This window comes from Nocardia pseudovaccinii NBRC 100343, assembly GCF_001613225.1.
Lineage (GTDB): Bacteria > Actinomycetota > Actinomycetes > Mycobacteriales > Mycobacteriaceae > Nocardia > Nocardia pseudovaccinii.
Genome location: NZ_BDBY01000368.1, coordinates 1 through 18,056 on the forward strand (window position 1 = coordinate 1; position 18,056 = coordinate 18,056).

The following is an 18,056-nucleotide window of genomic DNA, read 5'->3' on the forward strand; positions in this document are numbered from 1 at the left end:
GCACCGAGAGCTCATATGAGAACTCAATCCGGTCGGCAAATGTCGGCCGGACCGCCGAATTGCTGTAGGCCCACGGCTGGCATGCCCATTGGTGTGCCGGTGTTGCATGGGAACCGCAGCGAGAAAGGTGTCAAGGTCGAACTATGACCATGACTGATCCGATCGCAGACTTCCTGACACGTCTGCGCAACGCCAACTCGGCGTACCACGATCAGGTGAAGGCTCCGCACTCGAAGCTCAAGGCGAATATCGCCGAGATCCTCAAGCGCGAGGGTTACATCGCCGACTACCGGACCGAGGACGCGACCGTGGGCAAGACCCTCGTCGTCGACCTCAAGTACGGCCCCAGCCGTGAGCGCAGCCTGCAGGGCCTGCGCCGCGTGTCGAAGCCGGGTCTGCGTGTGTACGCGAAGTCCACCAACCTGCCCAAGGTCCTGGGCGGCCTCGGCGTGGCGATCATCTCCACGTCGACCGGTCTGCTCACCGATCGTCAGGCGGCCAAGCAGGGCGTGGGCGGCGAAGTCCTCGCCTACGTCTGGTAAGGGAGGTAGGACAAATGTCGCGTATTGGTAAGAAGCCCATCGCCATTCCTGCCGGTGTCGAGGTCGCCATCGACGGCCAGAGCGTGTCGGTGAAGGGTCCCAAGGGCACCCTGACCCACCTCGTCGCCGAGCCGATCACCGTCACCAAGGGTGAGGACGGCCAGCTCGAGGTTGCCCGCCCGGACGACCAGCGCCAGAACCGCTCGCTGCACGGCCTGACCCGCACCCTGGTCTCGAACATGATCGAGGGCGTGACCAAGGGCTACGAGAAGAAGATGGAAATCTTCGGCGTCGGTTACCGTGTCGCGGCCAAGGGCTCCAACCTGGAGTTCGCCCTCGGCTACTCGCACCCGGTGCCGATCGAGGCCCCGGAGGGCATCACCTTCGCGGTGGAATCGCCCACCAAGTTCTCCGTGTCCGGAATCGACAAGCAGAAGGTCGGTCAGATCTCCGCTGTCATCCACGGACTGCGTAAGCCCGATCCCTACAAGGGCAAGGGCATCCGCTACGCCGGCGAGGTCGTTCGCCGCAAGGTCGGAAAGACGGGTAAGTGATCATGGCGCAAACCGAAAATCAGAAGGCCAAGCGCATTCCGCGTGGCAAGGACGTGTCGACGACGCGTCGTCTGTCGAAGACCCGCCGTCACTTCCGTCTGCGCAAGAAGGTCGTCGGCACCACCGAGCGTCCGCGCCTGGTGGTCAACCGCTCCTCGCGTCACCTGCACGCACAGCTCATCGACGACTCGATCGGCAAGACCATTGCCGCCGCGTCCTCGATCGAGGCCGATGTGCGCGCACTGGACGGCGACAAGTCGGCCAAGGGCAAGAAGGTCGGTCAGCTGATCGCCGAGCGTGCCAAGGCCGCGGGCATCGAGGCCGTCGTGTTCGACCGTGGTGGCCACGACTACCACGGCCGCATCGCGGCGCTCGCCGATGCCGCTCGCGAAGGTGGGTTGAAGTTCTGATGACTGCAAACAATTACGGAAGGAACGTCTGATGCCGGGACGTCAGAGGCGTGACGGCGGCAACGGACCCGCCGGACAGCAGAATGGTGCCGCCGGTGGCGGCGACAGCCGTGACGGCCGCGGCGGTGGCCGCGATCGTCGTGGCGGTGGTGACCGTCGTGACCAGCAGGCCGACAAGAACCAGCTCGAGCGCGTCGTCGCGATCAACCGCGTCTCCAAGGTCGTGAAGGGTGGTCGTCGCTTCAGCTTCACCGCCCTGGTGATCGTCGGTGACGGCAACGGTCTGGTCGGCGTCGGCTACGGCAAGGCCAAGGAAGTTCCCGCGGCGATCCAGAAGGGTGTCGAGGAGGCTCGCAAGGGCTTCTTCCGCGTCCCGATGATCGGCTCGACCATCACCCACCCGGTGCAGGGTGAGGCGGCGGCCGGTGTGGTCATGCTGCGTCCGGCCTCGCCCGGTACCGGTGTGATCGCCGGTGGTGCGGCGCGCGCCGTGCTGGAATGCGCTGGCATTCATGACATTCTGGCGAAGTCGCTCGGTAGCGACAACGCCATCAACGTCGTGCACGCGACGGTTGCGGCACTCAAGATGCTGCAGCGTCCGGAAGAGGTCGCGGCCCGTCGTGGTCTGCCCCTCGAGGATGTTGCCCCCGCGGGCATGCTGCGCGCACGCGCTCAGGCAGCGGGAGGTCGGTAGTTATGGCAGATCTCAAGGTGACCCAGATCAAGTCGTCGATCGGCGCCAAGGCGAACCAGCGGGAGAGCCTTCGTACGCTCGGCCTGCGCAAGATCCGCCAGACCGTGGTTCGTGAGGACAACCCTCAGAACCGTGGGCTGATCAACGTCGTGCGCCACCTCGTAACAGTTGAGGAGGTCTGACATGACCATCAAGTTGCATCACCTGCGTCCGGCTCCCGGCGCCAAGACCGAGAAGACCCGTGTGGGTCGCGGTGAGGGCTCCAAGGGCAAGACCGCGGGCCGCGGTACCAAGGGCACCAAGGCTCGCAAGAACGTCCCGGCCGCCTTCGAGGGTGGGCAGATGCCGATTCACATGCGGCTGCCCAAGCTCAAGGGCTTCACGAACCGGTTCCGCACGGAATACCAGGTCGTGAACGTCGGCGCGATCGCCAAGCTGTTCCCCGAGGGCGGCGCGATCGGCAAGGCGGAGCTGGTGGCCGCCGGCGCGGTTCGCAAGAACCAGCTGGTCAAGGTTCTCGGCGATGGCGAGATCGGCGTCGCGGTCCAGGTGACCGTCGACAAGGTGACCGGCGCCGCCAAGGAGAAGATCACCGCGGCCGGTGGCACTGTCACCGAGCTGGGCTGACGGTACTCTGCAGATAGTGGCACCGGACGAGTGAAGAGCTCGTCCGGTGCCACTGTTAGAGTTCAATTGTTGTCTGCCAAGCCTCGTCATGGGTTTTCTATATCCGTGGCATGACCATGTCGTTCGCCAGGAGGATCTGTGCTTTCCGCCTTCGTATCGGCCTTCCGGACTCCGGACTTACGGCGGAAGATCCTCTTCACGCTGGGGTTGATCGCGTTGTACCGCATGGGTGCCGCGCTGCCATCCCCCGGTGTCGATTACAAGAGCGTGCAGGAATGCATCGACCTGGTCTCCGGCGGTGATTCCGCCGGTATCTATCAGCTGATCAACCTGTTCTCCGGTGGTGCGCTGCTGCAGTTGTCGGTCTTCGCGATCGGCATCATGCCTTACATCACCGCGAGCATCATTATCCAGCTGCTCACCGTCGTCATCCCGCGCTTCGAAGAACTGCGCAAAGAAGGCCAAGCAGGCCAGAACAAGATGACGCAGTACACCAGGTACCTCTCGATCGCGCTGGCGATCCTGCAGGCCACCGGTCTGGTCGCGCTCGCGGCCCGCGGTCAGCTGTTGCAGGGCTGCCAGAAGGACATCCTGGCCGACACCAGCATCTTCGGCATGGTCATCATCGTGCTGGTGATGACCGCCGGTGCGTCGCTGGTCATGTGGTTCGGCGAGCAGATCACCGAGCGTGGCATCGGCAACGGCATGTCGCTGCTGATCTTCGCCGGTATCGCCGCCCGAATCCCGTCCGAGGGCAAGTCGATTCTGGACAACCGCGGCGGCCTGGTCTTCGGCTTGGTCTGTGTCGCCGCGCTGGCCATCATCACCGCGGTCATCTTCGTCGAGCAGGGCCAGCGCCGAATTCCGGTGCAGTACGCCAAGCGTGTGGTCGGCCGCAAGATGTACGGCGGCTCCTCGACCTACCTGCCGCTGAAGGTCAACCAGGCCGGTGTCATCCCGGTGATCTTCGCCTCGTCGCTGCTGTACCTGCCGAACCTGGTTGCGCAGCTGACGTCTTCGAAGAACAACCCCAACCCCAGTTGGTGGCAGGAGATCATCCAGAAGTATCTGGTGAACCCCGGCAACCCCGTATACATCGCGATCTACTTCGGTCTGATCGTGTTCTTCACCTACTTCTATGTCGCGATCACCTTCAACCCGGAGGAACGCGCGGACGAGATGAAGAAGTTCGGTGGCTTCATCCCCGGATATCGCCCAGGTAAGCCCACCGCCGACTACCTCAACTTCGTATTGAGCCGCATTACTCTCCCCGGCTCGATCTACCTCGGTCTCGTGGCCGTCCTCCCGAACCTGTTCCTCGATATCGGCGCCTCCGGTGGCAACCAGAACCTTCCGTTCGGTGGCACCGCGGTACTGATCATGGTGAGCGTCGGCTTGGACACCGTGAAGCAGATCGAAAGCCAGCTGATGAATCGAAATTACGAAGGGTTCCTCAAGTGAGACTTGTACTGCTCGGACCGCCGGGAGCCGGCAAGGGCACCCAGGCCGACCTACTGTCGGACAAACTGGGCGTCCCGCACATCTCCACCGGGGACCTGTTCCGCACCAATATCTCCGCTCAGACGCCGCTGGGCCGGGAGGCACAGAAGTACATCGACGCAGGCGATCTGGTACCGAGCGATGTGACGAACCGCATGGTCGAGGCTCGGGTCGCCGAGCCGGACGCCGCGAACGGCTTTGTACTGGACGGTTACCCGCGCACCGTCGATCAGGCCGACGCGCTGGAGAAAATCCTCGCGGATATGGACAAGAAGCTCGACGCGGTGCTCTGCTTCGTCGTGCCCGAGGAGACCGTGGTCGGCCGGATGATGGCGCGCGGTCGCAACGACGACAACGAGGACGTGATCCGCAACCGGCTCCGGGTGTACCGCGAGGAGACCGAGCCGCTGCTGGAGCATTACGACGGTCTGGTCGTCTCGGTCGACGGTGTCGGTGAGATCGACGAGGTCAACGCACGCGCGCTGCACGCCCTGGGACACTGAGGCCGGATGGTCTTCAACCGTAAGAAGAAGGTCGTGCCGTTCCGGACGGCGGGCGAGCTGGATGCGATGGCGGCGGCCGGTGCGATTGTCGGTCGCGCACTCGTCGCGGTGCGCGCGGCGGCCAAGCCCGGTGTTTCCACCCTGGAGCTGGACGAGATCGCCGAGCAGGTGATCCGGGATGCGGGCGCGGTGCCGTCGTTCAAGGGTTATCACGGCTTTCCGGGTTCGATCTGCGCGTCGGTGAACGATCGTGTGGTGCACGGGATTCCGACCTCGTCCGAGATCCTGACCGAAGGTGATCTGGTCTCGATCGACTGTGGCGCGATTCTCGAGGGCTGGCACGGTGATTCGGCCTGGACCTTCGGTGTCGGCACGATCATCGAGGCCGATGAGCTGCTCAGCGAGGCCACCAAGATGTCGATGGAGGCGGGTATCGCGGCCATGCTGCCCGGTAACCGGCTGACCGACGTCTCGCATGCCATCGAAATGGGTACGCGCGCGGCCGAAAAGGAGCACGGCCGGTCCTACGGCATCGTCGACGGGTACGGTGGGCACGCCATCGGCCGGGAGATGCATATGGATCCGTTCCTGGCCAACGAGGGTGCGCCGGGTAAGGGGCCGAAACTCGTGGTCGGATCGGTGCTCGCGATCGAGCCGATGCTGACGTTGGGCACTACGCAGACGAAGGTGCTCGACGATGACTGGACCGTGGTGACGTTGGACGGAAGTCGGGCGGCGCACTGGGAGCATTCGGTTGCGGTTACCGAGGATGGGCCGCGGATTCTTACGGTTCGTCCGGAGTAAGAGCGGTATCTCCGACTTTCCTACCCTGGTAGCATTAGTGGTATGAAGCTTAGTGTGAGCCTGACGGACGAGGATGTGGCGGCGCTCGACGCTGAAGTGTGTCGGTCCGGCCTGCCAGGGCGGTCGGCCGCCGTTCACAAGGCGATCGCGCTGCTTCGTAGTCGTGCTCTCGAAGATGCCTACGAAGAGGCATGGGATGAGTGGGACGCAGCCGGTGAGGAAGCTGCCTGGTCGGCGACTGCCGACGACGGGCTGATGTGATGCGCCGTGGCGATGTCGTACTCGTAGATTTCGATCCGGTTCGGGGGAATGAGGTCAGTAAACTTCGTCCCGCGATTGTCGTGAGTAACGACGGTGCGAATCGTCGCGCTGCACAACTCGGCCGGGGTGTTGTCACGGTTGTCCCGGTTACCAGTAATACAGAGAAGGTTTTTCCGTTCCAGGTCCTATTGCAGGATGTTCCGGGCCTGCGGGTTTCTTCGAAAGCTCAGGCCGAACAGGTACGTTCGGTATCGGTCGAAAGAGTCGGGCGCACATTGGGTCGACTGCCCGAAACTCTTGTGGCCGAACTCGATCGGGCGCTACGACTACATCTGAGCCTGTAGCTCGACTGTGTTGCCGGACGGCCGAACATTGTGCCGTGTGCGTGGTCGCCTCACCCTGATCCGACTCCGAGTTCGGTGACGTCGCGCGGCGAGGAGCCGAGCCGCACCGACGCCCGTAGGTCGCAAATGTCTGGTATGCAACGGCTTCGGACACAATGCGTCCGCCGCTTGCCCTGACGTTTCCCAGCTCATGCTGGATCGGTGTCGTCGTTCCTTGCGCCCGCGCTCGTGCGTCTTACCGCAACCCGGGGGTCATCCAGGGTCGACCGCAACCACAATGGCGATGATTTCTCCTCCGATTCGTGCTGAACTTCAACGATGGGAGAAGCGTATGGCCGAGGGCGGGTTGCTCACCCGAGTAGATAGCTACTCGAATTCCCTTGTGGGATTGCGTAGTTCTGCGGCGAACAATGATCATTCGAGGGGCGCTTCAGGAGCGACGATACGGGTCTCCGTACAGCTCAGGGGCGGTGTTGCGGGGTGCGTGGCGCACCGAGTAGGTAGCGACTTCCGCTAGACCGCCGCGCGGCTCAATTCGGCTGCGGCGTTCCGGTATCGATCGGGCGGCGCACGGTGCGGATGACGTCGGTGCGGATGGGGAAGTCGAATTCGCCGGTCGCTGTCTCTGGTCTGCCGTGCAGGTAGTCGGAGATTCGTTCGAGCAGCGCATTGCGTGCCTGGGTGGGGATGACCAGCGTGTGCGAATGCGTTCCGATCGTCGCGGTGAGGGATTCGGCGGTGCGGCGCTGGCGGTGCGGAAAATCGGCCCGCTCGAAGTTCTCGAACGACGGATGTGCGGGCAGTCGTGCGGGCAGTAGCTCCTGTGACGGGAGGGACGCGGCAGTCCGAGTTACCTTGTGCAACTCCGCAACCCATTCGACGTCGAGGTCATCCTCATTCCACAGGGCGGCGAAGACCCCACCGACGCGCAGTACCCGCGCGATCTCCGGAAACGCCCGCTCCTTGTCGAACCAGTGGAGCGCTTGCCCGGCCAGCACCGCATCCACCGAGCCGTCGGCCAATGGAATCGACTCTGCCGCACCGGCCGACGCGTTCACCTCGGGAAACCGGCGGGCCAGTTCGGCGCGCATCGCGGCATCGGGTTCGACGGCAATCACTTCCGCGCCGACGGCGAGCAGCCCCTCGGTGAGTTTGCCGGTGCCTGCGCCCAGATCGAGAACGACCGGTGCGGGTGTGGCGATCGGCTCCAGCGCCCACCGAATGGCCGAGGTGGGATAGTCGGGGCGATGCTCGGCATACGCCGCGGCATGTGCGCCGAATGAGGAGGCACGCTCGGCCCGGAGTCGGGCCGGATTCGATGTTCCGTCAGCCGATTGCCCGAAGTCTTGCACGCGACGACGGTACCGCGTCGGCCCGTTGTGACGCAGGTCATTTACCGCGCGGATGCTGGGAAAATTGGTGGGAGCCAAGGGATGAACCCATTCAGAAGGTTCGGTTAAGACGCCCGGGTGAGGTCGGGCGGGCGACCTAGACTCGGTATTTGCCCTGTGTTCGAAGGTGCACGGCTGGGCGCGGGGTTCGTGGGTGCTGGGAGGAGCGGTCGGAGTGGGTACGGACTGGTCGAAATTGACCGATCAGGCGAAGGCGGGCAACCTCACGGTCGATCCCCGAGTCGCGCTGTCCTGTGCGGAGGCGTGCCGCACTATGCTCACGCATCTCTCGGGGTACAAGGGCGCCTTGGACCAGGGCCGCATCAAGAATTCGAACGACTTCGGTTCATACGTGTCCGGAAACCAGCTCGCGGCCAAGTTCAATGCGAAGAACAGCCAGCTGAGCGATAACTTCGTCAAGCATATGCGGACGATGCAGGACCTCATCGAGATGTTCAAGGCCGCGGGCGCGGCATACAAGAAGACCGATGAGATCTCGGCGGACGAGCTGAACACCATCCGCCAGAAACTCGCCGATGTGGGCACCTCGGCAAAGGCATTCGATCCGGGATACCACGCACCGAGCCACGAGGAGTCCGACGACGGGAAGGCGGCGGTCCCGAGTTCGGTGCAGGCCGGTATCGATGCGCAGAAGAAGAACAACGATGCACAGCATCCGACCGGTTTCGATAAACCCGAATGCCGACTGGAGAATTCGCAATTCCTGGGTTGGTCCGAGCTCTACCAGCTTCGCAAGAACATCAAGTCCGAAACCGCTTGGCAGGCCGGGAATTTCTGGAAATGGCTGGCGGGCGAGGTCGATAAGGCCGGTATCGCGCTGAAGGAGGACCTTCGCAAGGTCACCACCGATACCTGGGAGGGCTACGGCAAGGATTCCGCCATGGGGGCGGTCAGCGGGTACAGCGATAACGTCAGGCAGTTGACCACCGCGATGACGGATGTCGGGGACAATCTGCAATACACCTCGAAATGGCTGCACTCCACGTGGGTCGAGATGCCGGAGAACGATTCCGACAATGGCATTTGCCACAACTACGCCGATGTTCAGCACTATCGGGATGAGTTCGACAAGCACTATGGCGAGGGGTTGCCCAACTCCGACAAGGCATTTCCGGTTTTGCCCGAGCCGCCGGTGCCTGGAGCGCCAGCCGCGCCGCCGAAGGATGACAAGGACGGAACCGGCGCTGGGACAGGAACCGGCACTGGGACAGGAACGGGTACAGGGACTGGGACCGGTACAGGGACAGGCACCAGCACAGGGTCCGGGACGGGCGCAGGTACGGGGACCGGTGCAGGAGCAGGGACCGGGACGACGAGCGCTGGGACCGGGACGGGCGCTGGGACTGGGACGGGCGCAGGGACCGGCACGGGGACCGGAACCGGCACGGGCGCAGGAACGGGCACGGGCATGGGAACTGCGACCGGTACCGGAACTGGCACCGGAACCACTGCGACGCAGGCCTCTTCATCGGGCCAGGACATGATCACCCCGCTGGTGAACGGCCTGTCCCAAGCGGTTCAGACGGTACCGAGCCTGATGCAGGCGCTCGGCCAATTCCAGGCGCTCAATCCGGCACCGGACTTCAATGCCCTCTTCGAAAAGTTCCCCCAGATCAAGGAAATGATCGCGTCCAACCCCACCCTGCGCCCCCTCGCCGATCTCCTGCACATCCCGGTGACCGACACCGCCGCAGCCACGCCGGTTGACGGCACGGTCGAGCCCACCACGGCCCAAGCCGATACGTCGCGACTGTTTCCGCGCGCGTCGATTCCGGGCCTGCCCGGCCTACCGAGCGTGCCTGACGTCGAGCGCTGGCTGACGGGGGCGATCCGATCGATCCCCGGCGTATCCGAGTCCGTCATCCCGGCGATCGCGACCGCGGGCGAGATCATTCCAGGTATACCGGGTGCCGGTACAACGGATGCCTCCGAAGTCCAGTTGGATGAACAGCCGACGGAGTTCCTCGCCTCGCTGGCGCACGCGCTACCGGTGACCGAGTCGTGACCGCGGTCTGGGACTTCACCGATCTGGAGTTCGTCGTGCTATTGGAGCGATACACCAACAGCACACTGCCGCTGCCCTTCTCGTACACCAGTCGGACGCGATGGCGCGACGACTATGAGCGCGAGAAGTTCGAGACCTGGGAGAGACTGCGGGCCGCCGTTGACGGATCCATCCGCGATGTTCTCGAAACCTTCGCGCGCCCAGAGGTTTTCGTGGTGGTGCACGGCTGGGACGACGCGGATATCACGAATCCGGCCAAGCGCATCAGGGCGCGCGCGGTGCGTTCGGGTATGCGCGGGTATCTGGTTACGCAGCGTCCCGGTGAAACGCTCGGGCACAGTGGCGGGTTCATTGTCACCGAATGCGGTCCGCATGGTTTGGCCGATGCCGTGGTGCGCGCATTGCCGCCATTGGGGGCGGGACGGTTTCGGAATATTCCGATCATGACCGATCGGGCCGACGATCGTGAGCAGTTCCGGCATGTCGCGTCGTTGGTGACCGCGGCGGATCGGGAGTCACCCGCGCGGCAGAGCGAGCGGTTCTTCCGGACCCAGGCGTCCCTGACCGGTGCCATCACCATTCACCAGGGCCACTCCAAGTTCGGGCCGCGCGGCATACTCGAGCAGTTCATGCTCTGGCGTGATCTGCCCGATGACGGCCGCTACGCGTTCGTGCTCGATCACGCTCCGGTGGCCAATGGCGTGCGTGCCGAGCAGCTCGCCGCAATGCTGGAAACCGCGATCGAGGCTATGCTCGATCGCTCCGAAACCCATTGGGAAGTACCCGGTTAACTCCCGTTGCCGCGGAAGAAAAGGACATTGTCGCCGTAGTCCGCGAGCGGAATGGCCAGGGCGGCTTGCCGAATGCCGCTGGCGGGCATGTGGGTGAGTTTCGCGAACATATCGGTGTTGCCGAACGCGGCGCGGACCTGCGTTTCGGACGCGTAGTCCGCGCCGTAGTCGGCCAGGGCCGCGAAGTCCAGGGGTGCCAATGGGGTATCGAGCGGGGCCTGTCCGCTCGGGCGGCCGAGTGCGGCGTATTGGGTGGCCACACCGTCCTCGTACCGGCACAGCTCGTAGGACATCTTCTCGTTCGCGGTAACGCTGATCACCGGCCAGCGTGCGGAAAGGTGCTGTGCCAGTGGATGTTTGCCGACGGGGGCTATTTCCCAATTCAGGCTCATGACGACAACCGAACCGCCGTATGGCTGTTCGATCAGCACTACGTCATCGCCGAGGGATTCGGCCGAGTTCAGTTCGGGATCGAAGGTATGCCAGTGGGTTTCGTGTGCGCCACGCACGGCCGAGCGATCAACCTGGCGCGCGTTGTCGGCGGCGTAGGCCGCGATGATGGCGGCGCGAACCTGGGCGACGGCGTCGCGTGCGCTGCAGCGGACACTCAATGCGCCGAAGGTCGCACCGATTTCCACCGGCCGGGACGGGGGATCCGGTAGGGCGCCCGCGGCCAGCGGCTTCAGGCCGACCAGAGCGAGCTTCCAGTTGATCTCCTCGATCGTGGCGAGATCGCCGGAGGTTTGGTACAGAATCTGCTGCTGCGTCAGATGTCCCGCGCGCTGCAAGGTCCGGGCTTCGAGTTTGGTGAGCGCGGTGAAGGTCTTGTTGGTGAGATCGATATCCTCGATCCGGGTTTCGCGCAGCCGTGCCGTCATCTCCGGTGACGTCAGTGCGGCATACCGCTCGCGGTACATCGCCACGGCCTGTTTGCGCTGGCGGCCGACCATCAGTGTGCGCAGCAGCATGTTCAGGCTGGCGAGATATTTTCCGGACTGATCCGGATTAGCCGCGAACAGCGCGCTGCGGATGCGCACGGCGTCCTCGCTGGCGGCGACGGCGGCCTTCGGATCAAGGCGGCACAACCAGACGCCGCATTTCGAGAGGCCGTCCGCGCACACGGCGGCCACTTGCGGATGCGTCCGTGACACTTGGCGATAGGTATGGCAGGCATTGCGGATGGTGCTCGCCGCAAGTTCCCGATGGCCGATGTGCCGGGTCGCCTGCTCGAAGACGCGTAGCGCATCCTGGACTTCGCCCGCGAACTCGGCGGTCACGCGACCGGCGGCGAGCCAGTGCAGCCGGATGCCGACGGACTCCTGCGATGGCGCCAGCGCCTCGGCCGTTCGGTCCCTGCCGGGGCCATTCTTGGTCGCGACCAGGCCTTTTGCGAGGTCGCACAGCGACGAGGCCAGACGCAATTCGTTCTCGACCGTCCGGTCGATCGCTGCCCGGCGATCCTCGGCTACCCGACGCTCGAGTGCACTCAGATCCATCGCGACCTCAACTCCCGCTTCACCTTCCGCGTCACGGTCGTCGAGCGGCCGCATTCTGCTCGACCGAGTTTGCCATAGAAATGGCCGGAATGAGCAGGCAATCAACCGGCGACCGGTGCCGCCGCGATCGACCTGTTGACAGCCATGACAACCGCGCTTGCGGACGCCGCGGCTGTTCCGCGTGGTTCGTGAGTGTAGCCGAGCAAACCAGCGGTGCGCGAAGTTGTCAGGGGTGGTTGCGCTCGGCGGTTGTGCTCAGCCCTCCAGCAGCAGTGTCACGGGACCGTCATTGACGAGTTCGACATGCATATGCGCGCCGAACCGTCCGGTGGCGACGGTTGCGCCCAGCTCGCGCAATGCTTGCGCGAAGGTCTCGACCAGCGGTTCGGCGATGGGGCCGGGCGCGGCGGCGGACCAGGACGGCCGCCGCCCCTTGGCGGTATCCGCGTAGAGGGTGAACTGGCTGACCACGAGAATGGGTGCGTCCAGATCCGCGGCCGCGCGTTCCCCCTCCAGGATTCGCAACCGCCACACCTTGTCCGCCAACGCCTTCGCGGTGGATTCCGTGTCCTCATGCGTCACTCCGACCAGGGTGACCAGGCCCTGCGGATTCGGTTCGATCCGGCCGACGGTCTGTCCGTCGACGGTCACTTGCGCGGCGGATACGCGCTGCACCAGTACTCGCATGCGTCGATCCTCGCACCCGGGTGATCGCGGGTGCACCGGCCGCCCTCAGGTCTCGTCCGGGTCGTCCGGCGTCTCGGCTTCGGCAATCGGGCGTACCTCTTCGGTGTGTGATGACGCCAGGTCACGCAAGATCGCCGGGTCGATCGCGAGGTCATCCGGCGGCGTGCGATCCATCGACGGGATCGGCGTATCACGAACTGCCAGAAAGGTATCGAGGAGGCCGAGTGCGTCGGGTGTGAGGCCGGGACCGGCGCACGACAGTTCGTCCTGCAGGATTTCCAGCCCGGATGCCGCCTCGATGCCGGGCGATGTGGGATCGACCCGTCGCCAGTGCACAGCGACAGTCCACGACGGGTCGCCACAGACCCACGCCCAGATGACATCGCGAACGACCTTGTGCCGCAGGGTGTATACGCGAAAATGCTCCGACGCGGATCCCGCCCGGTGCTCGATTTCGTAGACCCATTCGTGGCGGCGGGTTCGGATGTAGGTCTCGTCCGCGCGTGCGACGACCAGGAACGGGTCGTCCGGGTCGGCGGCGGCGACCACGAAGTCCTCGAGCAGCGCGGGAGTGAGGTAGGGCAGTGACCGGCCGTCCCCGACGGTCACGCGGACGTCGATGCGGCCGCGCGGGTCGTAGAGGTGGCCTGTCTCGACGTCCAGGACGGCGAGGTCGCGATCCTTGGTGAGTTCCAGTACGGCGAGCAGGTGCCGCCCACGGTTCGGTCCCCAGGTGCGCAGTACGGCGCCGCGCGAATCCGCAACGGTGGCAACGAATCCGACCGCGCCGCCGTTGCGGTCGATCGCGGCGATGAGGTCGTCGAGCGCGGGCGGGGTCGCACTGTCGTCCGGGGCGGTGCACATGTGCCGGTACTGCTCCATCGCATCGAGCGCGGTATCGACCGCGTCGGCGGGCAACACCGCGAATTCGCAGGTCACCGCCAGGCTGGTCAGCAATGCCTCGAATTCGGGGGTCGGGCGCACCTCGACGTTGCGATCGGCGTCGATCTCGGTGATGGCGGCCAGGCCGATCTCCCCGTCCCGCCACCAATAGACCGCCGGGCTGATCGGCTGCGGTTCGCTGCGGTAGGTGTTGGCGGCCACCTTGCCCAGCAGAATCATCGCCGTCAGCGCCTTCGGCCCGATAATCGGATGCGCGTAGACGTTGCCCTCGTGCGAGATGACGAAAAGTGCTCCGTACGTTCCGATTACCGGATAGTCGCCGAGCCACTTCGAGTGGGCGCTCGCGGAGTCCGACCCGCTCAGAATGGCGAAATGCGCATCGTTGTAGTTCCGCCATTCGATCGCCAGTCGGTCGGCGGCACGAGTGTTCGCCTCGGCCAGTTCGAAGAGTTCGGTGGCGTCGATCTGCCAGTGGGCGAGTTGGTCGGAAGTCACGGCCTCGGCGGTTAGGAGTTGCTCGATCACCACCACCTGGATGATGCCCGGCGCGACGTAGTGCCCGACGATGTCGATACCCGCGATGGTGTCCGACGATGCGAACCGTGTCTTGAGAAATCCACGCACTGTCGTGAATTCGTCGGTATCGAGCGGATCGGTGTAATCCAGATCGACTTGCGCGAGGAACGTTTCGACATGATCCGCGATGTGCGCGGGCCACTGATCAAATGGCTTCTCGTCGAGCCTGCGCCGCAGGTTGTCAAGCCACAGAAAATATGGTCCATCTCCACGCGGGCCCACCAACTGCACCCCATCCGACTCAGTTGCCCGGCACGAATACCCCATATGTTCAGCCGCCAGGGTCACCAGCGAAATCAATGGGTCCGAAGGCAAGTCGGCCACGACATCTCCTGAAATCGGCGTCTCCTCGACCCTAGGCGTTCCGACCGGCACCGGCTGTTGCCGTCCATGGGAGGTCCAACTGCCCGCGCCGTGAGTTACGTCCCGATCTTCCCAGCAGTGGGCACGGTTCGGGCCGGTAGACTCGAGGATGTCGATAGGGTCGGGATCACGGCGCGGTGATGGTTGCTTCGAGCAACCGAAAGTCAAAGCAGTGCACCAATTCTCTTAGAAGACACGGGGATATGACTAAGGGTTACGATGAGAGGCCGGTCACGCTGGCTCCTATTTTCCTAGCCAGTTTCGTACTGTGGGCCGGTCGCAGTGTTCGCGATGTACTGAATCGATCGACGGGTGGGCAGCAAGGGCTGGTCGTACCCGATCGGGATTTCCAACTCGAGGCCGTCTTCGATAAACAGACACCGGTCGTATTCCGCGGTGTCGCAACAACTTGGCCGGTATTCGAGGATTTTCAGCCGGGAGCGTTGCGCGAGAAATACGGTGACCAGAAGGTCGCCGCGCTGACCAGTGCGACCAACGTGTTCACACAGGAGACGTCGCCGGTCGAGGTGCTCGAATATCGCGATGTCATGGCAGCGGTTTTCGATGAGCCGAAGCCGGGCAAGAACTACTATTCGCGTGCCGCCGCCGACCCGCAGCCGCTCGCCGATCAGCTGCCCGCGCGCGTCGGCACCCGGCAGCAGAGTCCGGCGGCGAGCAGTGTGTGGATCGGCCAGCAGGGCAATCTGACTCCGCTGCACAATGATCCATGGCACGGCCTGCTGATTCAGCTGCACGGCCGCAAGCGGGTCCGGCTGTTTCCGCCGAATGAGTACAGCAATGTGTACGGCCGGATTCCGATGAAGGTTTCGGACCCCTACACCGGACTCCCCGACGAGTTCGACCCGGATGTGAGCAGCTTCGAGAAGCTGCGGGACGCGTCCTACTACGATGTTGTCCTCGAGACCGGCGACATCCTCTACATCCCGATGTTCTGGTGGCACCAGGTCGAATCCGTGGATCCGGCGATTTCGTATGTCGCGCGGTACAATCCGAGCTACTTCGAGTTCATGAAGGCGGCCTTCTTCCCGATGGCGGTGCGCGGTGTGCTGCGCATTGTCGACGGCATCGTGGGCAGGTTCCGCAAGCCGAAGTGACCGCGAACCGCGGTCGGTGGGCGCTGTAACTGGCGCGGCACTTGCCGTTCATGTTCGAGCTACTGGTGAGTCGCCAAGCGCTGTCATCGTCGAATCAGAGGATCCGATGGTGATGGGTGCGGGTGACCGCTGGAGCTCGAGGAGTGCGCGATGTCGGACAAGTTGAGGCACGACGCGGATCTGTTCGAGAAGGCCGCGGAGCGGACCAGCGCCGTTCGGGATCGAGTGAACGGCGTGCTGAGCGCATTGGATGCCGCGCTCGCCGGTCGCGGTGCGCCGTGGGGGAACGACAAACTTGGACGTCAGTTCGCCGAGGGCCCCGACGGATATAAGGTCGCGCGCGAGCAGATGTCCGGGAATATCAAGACCACGGCAACGAATTTCGACAACTTCTACACCGGTCAGACCAAGACCGCCAAGGAACTGCGGCGGATGGACCAGTCCAACGGCGACGGCTTCCGGTGAGTTGTAGAACATGACGAACGAATTCGCCAAGGCCGAGATGGCGGCAGTGCTCGATGAAGTCCAGCAGCAGTTTCGGGCGATCGCGCAGGTGCAGCAGCAGCGTGCCGAACTGACCGCGAGCGCCACCGCGCGAAAGCGGATCACGGTCACCGTGAATGCCGACGGCACCATTATCGAAACCAAATTCGGTTCCGGCATCGATGAATTGAGCTACGGTGAGATAGCGAAGGCGGTGACCGAAGCGGCGCAGAAGGCGACCGCCGAGGTGATGCGCAAGGCGCAGGAGCTGATGATGCCCCTGCACGACCGTCGTGCGCGACTGCCCAAATTGTCGGATCTGATCGAGGGCATGCCCGACCTGAGCGCCGAAATGCCGAAGGCGCCGAAGGTTTCGCTTGCGGCGCCGAATTCCGGAGAGCGCCAATCAATTTCCGACGACGACGGCGCGCCGATGGAATTCAGCAATGTCGAGGTCGTCTCGCGTCAATCGGCCACGGACCGCGGAGTCACCGATTCCAGCTGGTGACCGAGGGTGAGCGCAGATGGCTGAGCTGCCGGGTTATCTCAAATGGCTGGAATGGGTTGCCGGATCCGACTGGCCTGCGGGCGATCCCGATGGCATGTGGGGGCTGGCCGACGACTGGCGCGCAGCGGCCACCGGATTGCGCGACATTCTGCCCGATATCCGTGATGCGAAAACGGCGTCGCTGAAGGCGTATCAGGACGGCGACGGCATCGAGGCGATCATCGCCAACTTCGACAGTTATCTCGAAGGGCCGCAATCGCTCGAGATGCTGGCCCGCGATTTCGAGAAGCTGGCCGATTCGGCGACCAGCGTCGGCACCGAAATCGAATACGGCCAGCTCATGCTGATCACCTCCCTCGCGCTGCTTGCGGCCGAGATCGCGATCGCATGGATCTTTCCGCCGACCGCGCCCGCGGCGGAGGCGGCGGCGATTGCCGGAACGCGGGTAGCGATCCGGATAATCGCCAAGCGGATCATGGACAAGATTGTCGAGATCGTGGCCAAATTCCTCGGGCGTCGACTGGCGAATTTCCTGGTGCGCCACATTGCCATCGACACGGTCCTCGGCACGGTCCAGGACTGGGGAATTCAGCAGTACCAGGTGAATTCGGGGCATCGCAAGGAGGTCAACTGGGAGCAGGTCGCCATCACCGCGATCAGTTCCGCGGTCGGCGCCGGTGTCGCGAGCCCGATCGGCGAGCGTCTCGGCGAGAAGCTCGCCGAGACCGAGATGAAGGCCTGGCTGCGTGGACTGCTCACGGGTGCGACGGCGGGCACAGTGGGTGCCATCGCCGGATTCGGCGGCAGCGTCGGCGCGCAGTTCGCGTTCACCTTGGCGAAGTCCGGACCGGAAGGCGGTTGGGACAAGGCCGTCGATGGTCTGAAGAAGACCGAATTCGACCTGCGCATGCTGACGGCGGGTGCCTCGAACGGCGCGATGTCCGGTGCGAATCGTGCGGCGGCCGAGCAGTTCTATCACAATCGGCATCCGGATTGGTACCGGCCGAGCGGTACGCGGGTGAATCCGGATGACTTGTCCCGCATTGGGTTTCGCCCCGATGCCGGTCCGGTTGGCGCCGGTGATGGTGGACGTGCTGGTGCTGATTCGGGAACCGGGCAGACCGGCGAGGGTGCGCCGAATGCGGGGCATACAGGGGAGCCCGTTGCTGGGCGTGGTGGTGCGGACGGTGCGGCCGACGGTTCGACAGCGCATGCCGTGGACAACGGTTCGGCGGCGGGAGCTGATGGTTCGTCGAATAGTCATGGTGCGGGCGATGATTCGGCGCAGGTGCATGGTGCAGATGACGGCATGTCGAAGGCGGGGGCCTCCGATGATGGTTCTGCTGCGCGTGCTGGAGGTGATGGTTCGACTGCACACGCGGGTGATGACGGTGCGACCGCGCGTACGGGTGACGATGGTTTGGCCGCACACCCGGGTGATGACGGTGTGACCGCGCGTGCGGGTGATGATGGTGTGA

At 64.2% G+C, this 18,056-nt stretch carries 21 protein-coding genes; 17 read left to right on the forward strand and 4 right to left on the reverse strand.

What is annotated here, in order from left to right:
• Positions 1-143 precede the first annotated feature (143 nt).
• From rpsH to NP3_RS39995, 11 genes are all read left to right on the forward strand, one after another.
• Complete coding sequence (gene rpsH / locus NP3_RS39945; RefSeq protein ID WP_062983150.1) at positions 144-542, forward strand: 30S ribosomal protein S8; 399 nt, start codon at positions 144-146, stop codon at positions 540-542.
• Between the two features lie 14 nt (positions 543-556).
• Positions 557-1,096, forward strand: coding sequence for a 50S ribosomal protein L6 (gene rplF, locus NP3_RS39950; protein ID WP_063046900.1), 540 nt, complete (start codon positions 557-559; stop codon positions 1,094-1,096).
• A 2-nt stretch (positions 1,097-1,098) separates the two neighbouring features.
• Positions 1,099-1,506 (forward strand): 50S ribosomal protein L18, encoded by a 408-nt coding sequence (rplR, locus tag NP3_RS39955; protein ID WP_063046901.1) that lies wholly within the window; start codon positions 1,099-1,101, stop codon positions 1,504-1,506.
• A 31-nt stretch (positions 1,507-1,537) separates the two neighbouring features.
• Positions 1,538-2,200 (forward strand): 30S ribosomal protein S5, encoded by a 663-nt coding sequence (rpsE, locus tag NP3_RS39960; protein ID WP_063046902.1) that lies wholly within the window; start codon positions 1,538-1,540, stop codon positions 2,198-2,200.
• A 2-nt stretch (positions 2,201-2,202) separates the two neighbouring features.
• Positions 2,203-2,382, forward strand: coding sequence for a 50S ribosomal protein L30 (rpmD, locus tag NP3_RS39965; protein ID WP_062983142.1), 180 nt, complete (start codon positions 2,203-2,205; stop codon positions 2,380-2,382).
• 1 nt (position 2,383) lies between these two features.
• Complete coding sequence (gene rplO / locus NP3_RS39970) at positions 2,384-2,827, forward strand: 50S ribosomal protein L15 (protein WP_063046903.1); 444 nt, start codon at positions 2,384-2,386, stop codon at positions 2,825-2,827.
• 138 nt (positions 2,828-2,965) lie between these two features.
• The gene (gene secY / locus NP3_RS39975; RefSeq protein ID WP_063046904.1) at positions 2,966-4,288 is read left to right on the forward strand and encodes a preprotein translocase subunit SecY; all 1,323 of its coding nucleotides are present in this window, start codon (positions 2,966-2,968) and stop codon (positions 4,286-4,288) included.
• On the forward strand, positions 4,285-4,830 hold the full coding sequence (locus NP3_RS39980; protein ID WP_063046905.1) for an adenylate kinase: 546 nt from the start codon (positions 4,285-4,287) through the stop codon (positions 4,828-4,830). The genes secY and NP3_RS39980 overlap by 4 nt, the downstream gene beginning before the upstream one ends.
• A 6-nt stretch (positions 4,831-4,836) precedes the next feature.
• Positions 4,837-5,634, forward strand: a complete 798-nt coding sequence (gene map / locus NP3_RS39985) for a type I methionyl aminopeptidase (protein ID WP_063046906.1) — start codon at positions 4,837-4,839, stop codon at positions 5,632-5,634.
• Between the two features lie 42 nt (positions 5,635-5,676).
• On the forward strand, positions 5,677-5,895 hold the full coding sequence (locus NP3_RS39990; RefSeq protein WP_063046907.1) for a ribbon-helix-helix protein, CopG family: 219 nt from the start codon (positions 5,677-5,679) through the stop codon (positions 5,893-5,895).
• The gene (locus tag NP3_RS39995) at positions 5,892-6,239 is read left to right on the forward strand and encodes a type II toxin-antitoxin system PemK/MazF family toxin (protein WP_169814663.1); all 348 of its coding nucleotides are present in this window, start codon (positions 5,892-5,894) and stop codon (positions 6,237-6,239) included. Before NP3_RS39990 ends, NP3_RS39995 begins: the two co-directional genes overlap by 4 nt.
• A 530-nt stretch (positions 6,240-6,769) precedes the next feature.
• Here NP3_RS39995 and NP3_RS40000 read toward each other — a convergent pair.
• Positions 6,770-7,591: a class I SAM-dependent methyltransferase gene (locus NP3_RS40000; protein ID WP_063046909.1), complete on the reverse strand. Its 822-nt coding sequence runs from the start codon at positions 7,589-7,591 to the stop codon at positions 6,770-6,772.
• A gap of 214 nt (positions 7,592-7,805) precedes the next feature.
• Here NP3_RS40000 and NP3_RS49735 point away from each other — a divergent pair, with 214 nt between their 5' ends.
• The gene (locus NP3_RS49735; protein WP_176582823.1) at positions 7,806-9,656 is read left to right on the forward strand and encodes a hypothetical protein; all 1,851 of its coding nucleotides are present in this window, start codon (positions 7,806-7,808) and stop codon (positions 9,654-9,656) included.
• On the forward strand, positions 9,653-10,447 hold the full coding sequence (locus NP3_RS40010) for an ESX secretion-associated protein EspG (RefSeq protein WP_063046911.1): 795 nt from the start codon (positions 9,653-9,655) through the stop codon (positions 10,445-10,447). The genes NP3_RS49735 and NP3_RS40010 overlap by 4 nt, the downstream gene beginning before the upstream one ends.
• Here the strand turns inward: NP3_RS40010 and NP3_RS40015 are convergent.
• The 3 genes from NP3_RS40015 to NP3_RS40025 form a co-directional block, all read right to left on the reverse strand.
• Positions 10,444-11,943 carry a hypothetical protein gene (locus NP3_RS40015; protein WP_063046917.1) on the reverse strand — a complete coding sequence of 500 codons (1,500 nt, stop codon included), beginning with the start codon at positions 11,941-11,943 and terminating at the stop codon, positions 10,444-10,446. The two genes, NP3_RS40010 and NP3_RS40015, sit on opposite strands and share 4 nt — an antisense overlap.
• Before the next feature lie 255 nt (positions 11,944-12,198).
• Positions 12,199-12,630, reverse strand: coding sequence for a D-aminoacyl-tRNA deacylase (gene dtd, locus NP3_RS40020; protein WP_063046912.1), 432 nt, complete (start codon positions 12,628-12,630; stop codon positions 12,199-12,201).
• Between the two features lie 45 nt (positions 12,631-12,675).
• A complete protein-coding gene (locus NP3_RS40025) occupies positions 12,676-14,433 on the reverse strand; it encodes a hypothetical protein (protein ID WP_063046913.1) in 1,758 nt (585 codons plus the stop codon).
• A 242-nt stretch (positions 14,434-14,675) separates the two neighbouring features.
• Here NP3_RS40025 and NP3_RS40030 point away from each other — a divergent pair, with 242 nt between their 5' ends.
• From NP3_RS40030 to NP3_RS40045, 4 genes are all read left to right on the forward strand, one after another.
• Positions 14,676-15,587, forward strand: coding sequence for a cupin-like domain-containing protein (locus tag NP3_RS40030; protein WP_063046914.1), 912 nt, complete (start codon positions 14,676-14,678; stop codon positions 15,585-15,587).
• A 150-nt stretch (positions 15,588-15,737) separates the two neighbouring features.
• On the forward strand, positions 15,738-16,052 hold the full coding sequence (locus tag NP3_RS40035; RefSeq protein ID WP_063046915.1) for a hypothetical protein: 315 nt from the start codon (positions 15,738-15,740) through the stop codon (positions 16,050-16,052).
• Positions 16,053-16,062: 10 nt separating this feature from the next.
• A complete protein-coding gene (locus NP3_RS40040) occupies positions 16,063-16,578 on the forward strand; it encodes a YbaB/EbfC family nucleoid-associated protein (RefSeq protein WP_063046916.1) in 516 nt (171 codons plus the stop codon).
• A 16-nt stretch (positions 16,579-16,594) separates the two neighbouring features.
• Positions 16,595-18,056: WXG100-like domain-containing protein (locus NP3_RS40045; protein ID WP_444980801.1), on the forward strand; the 1,462-nt coding region annotated here is incomplete at its 3' end.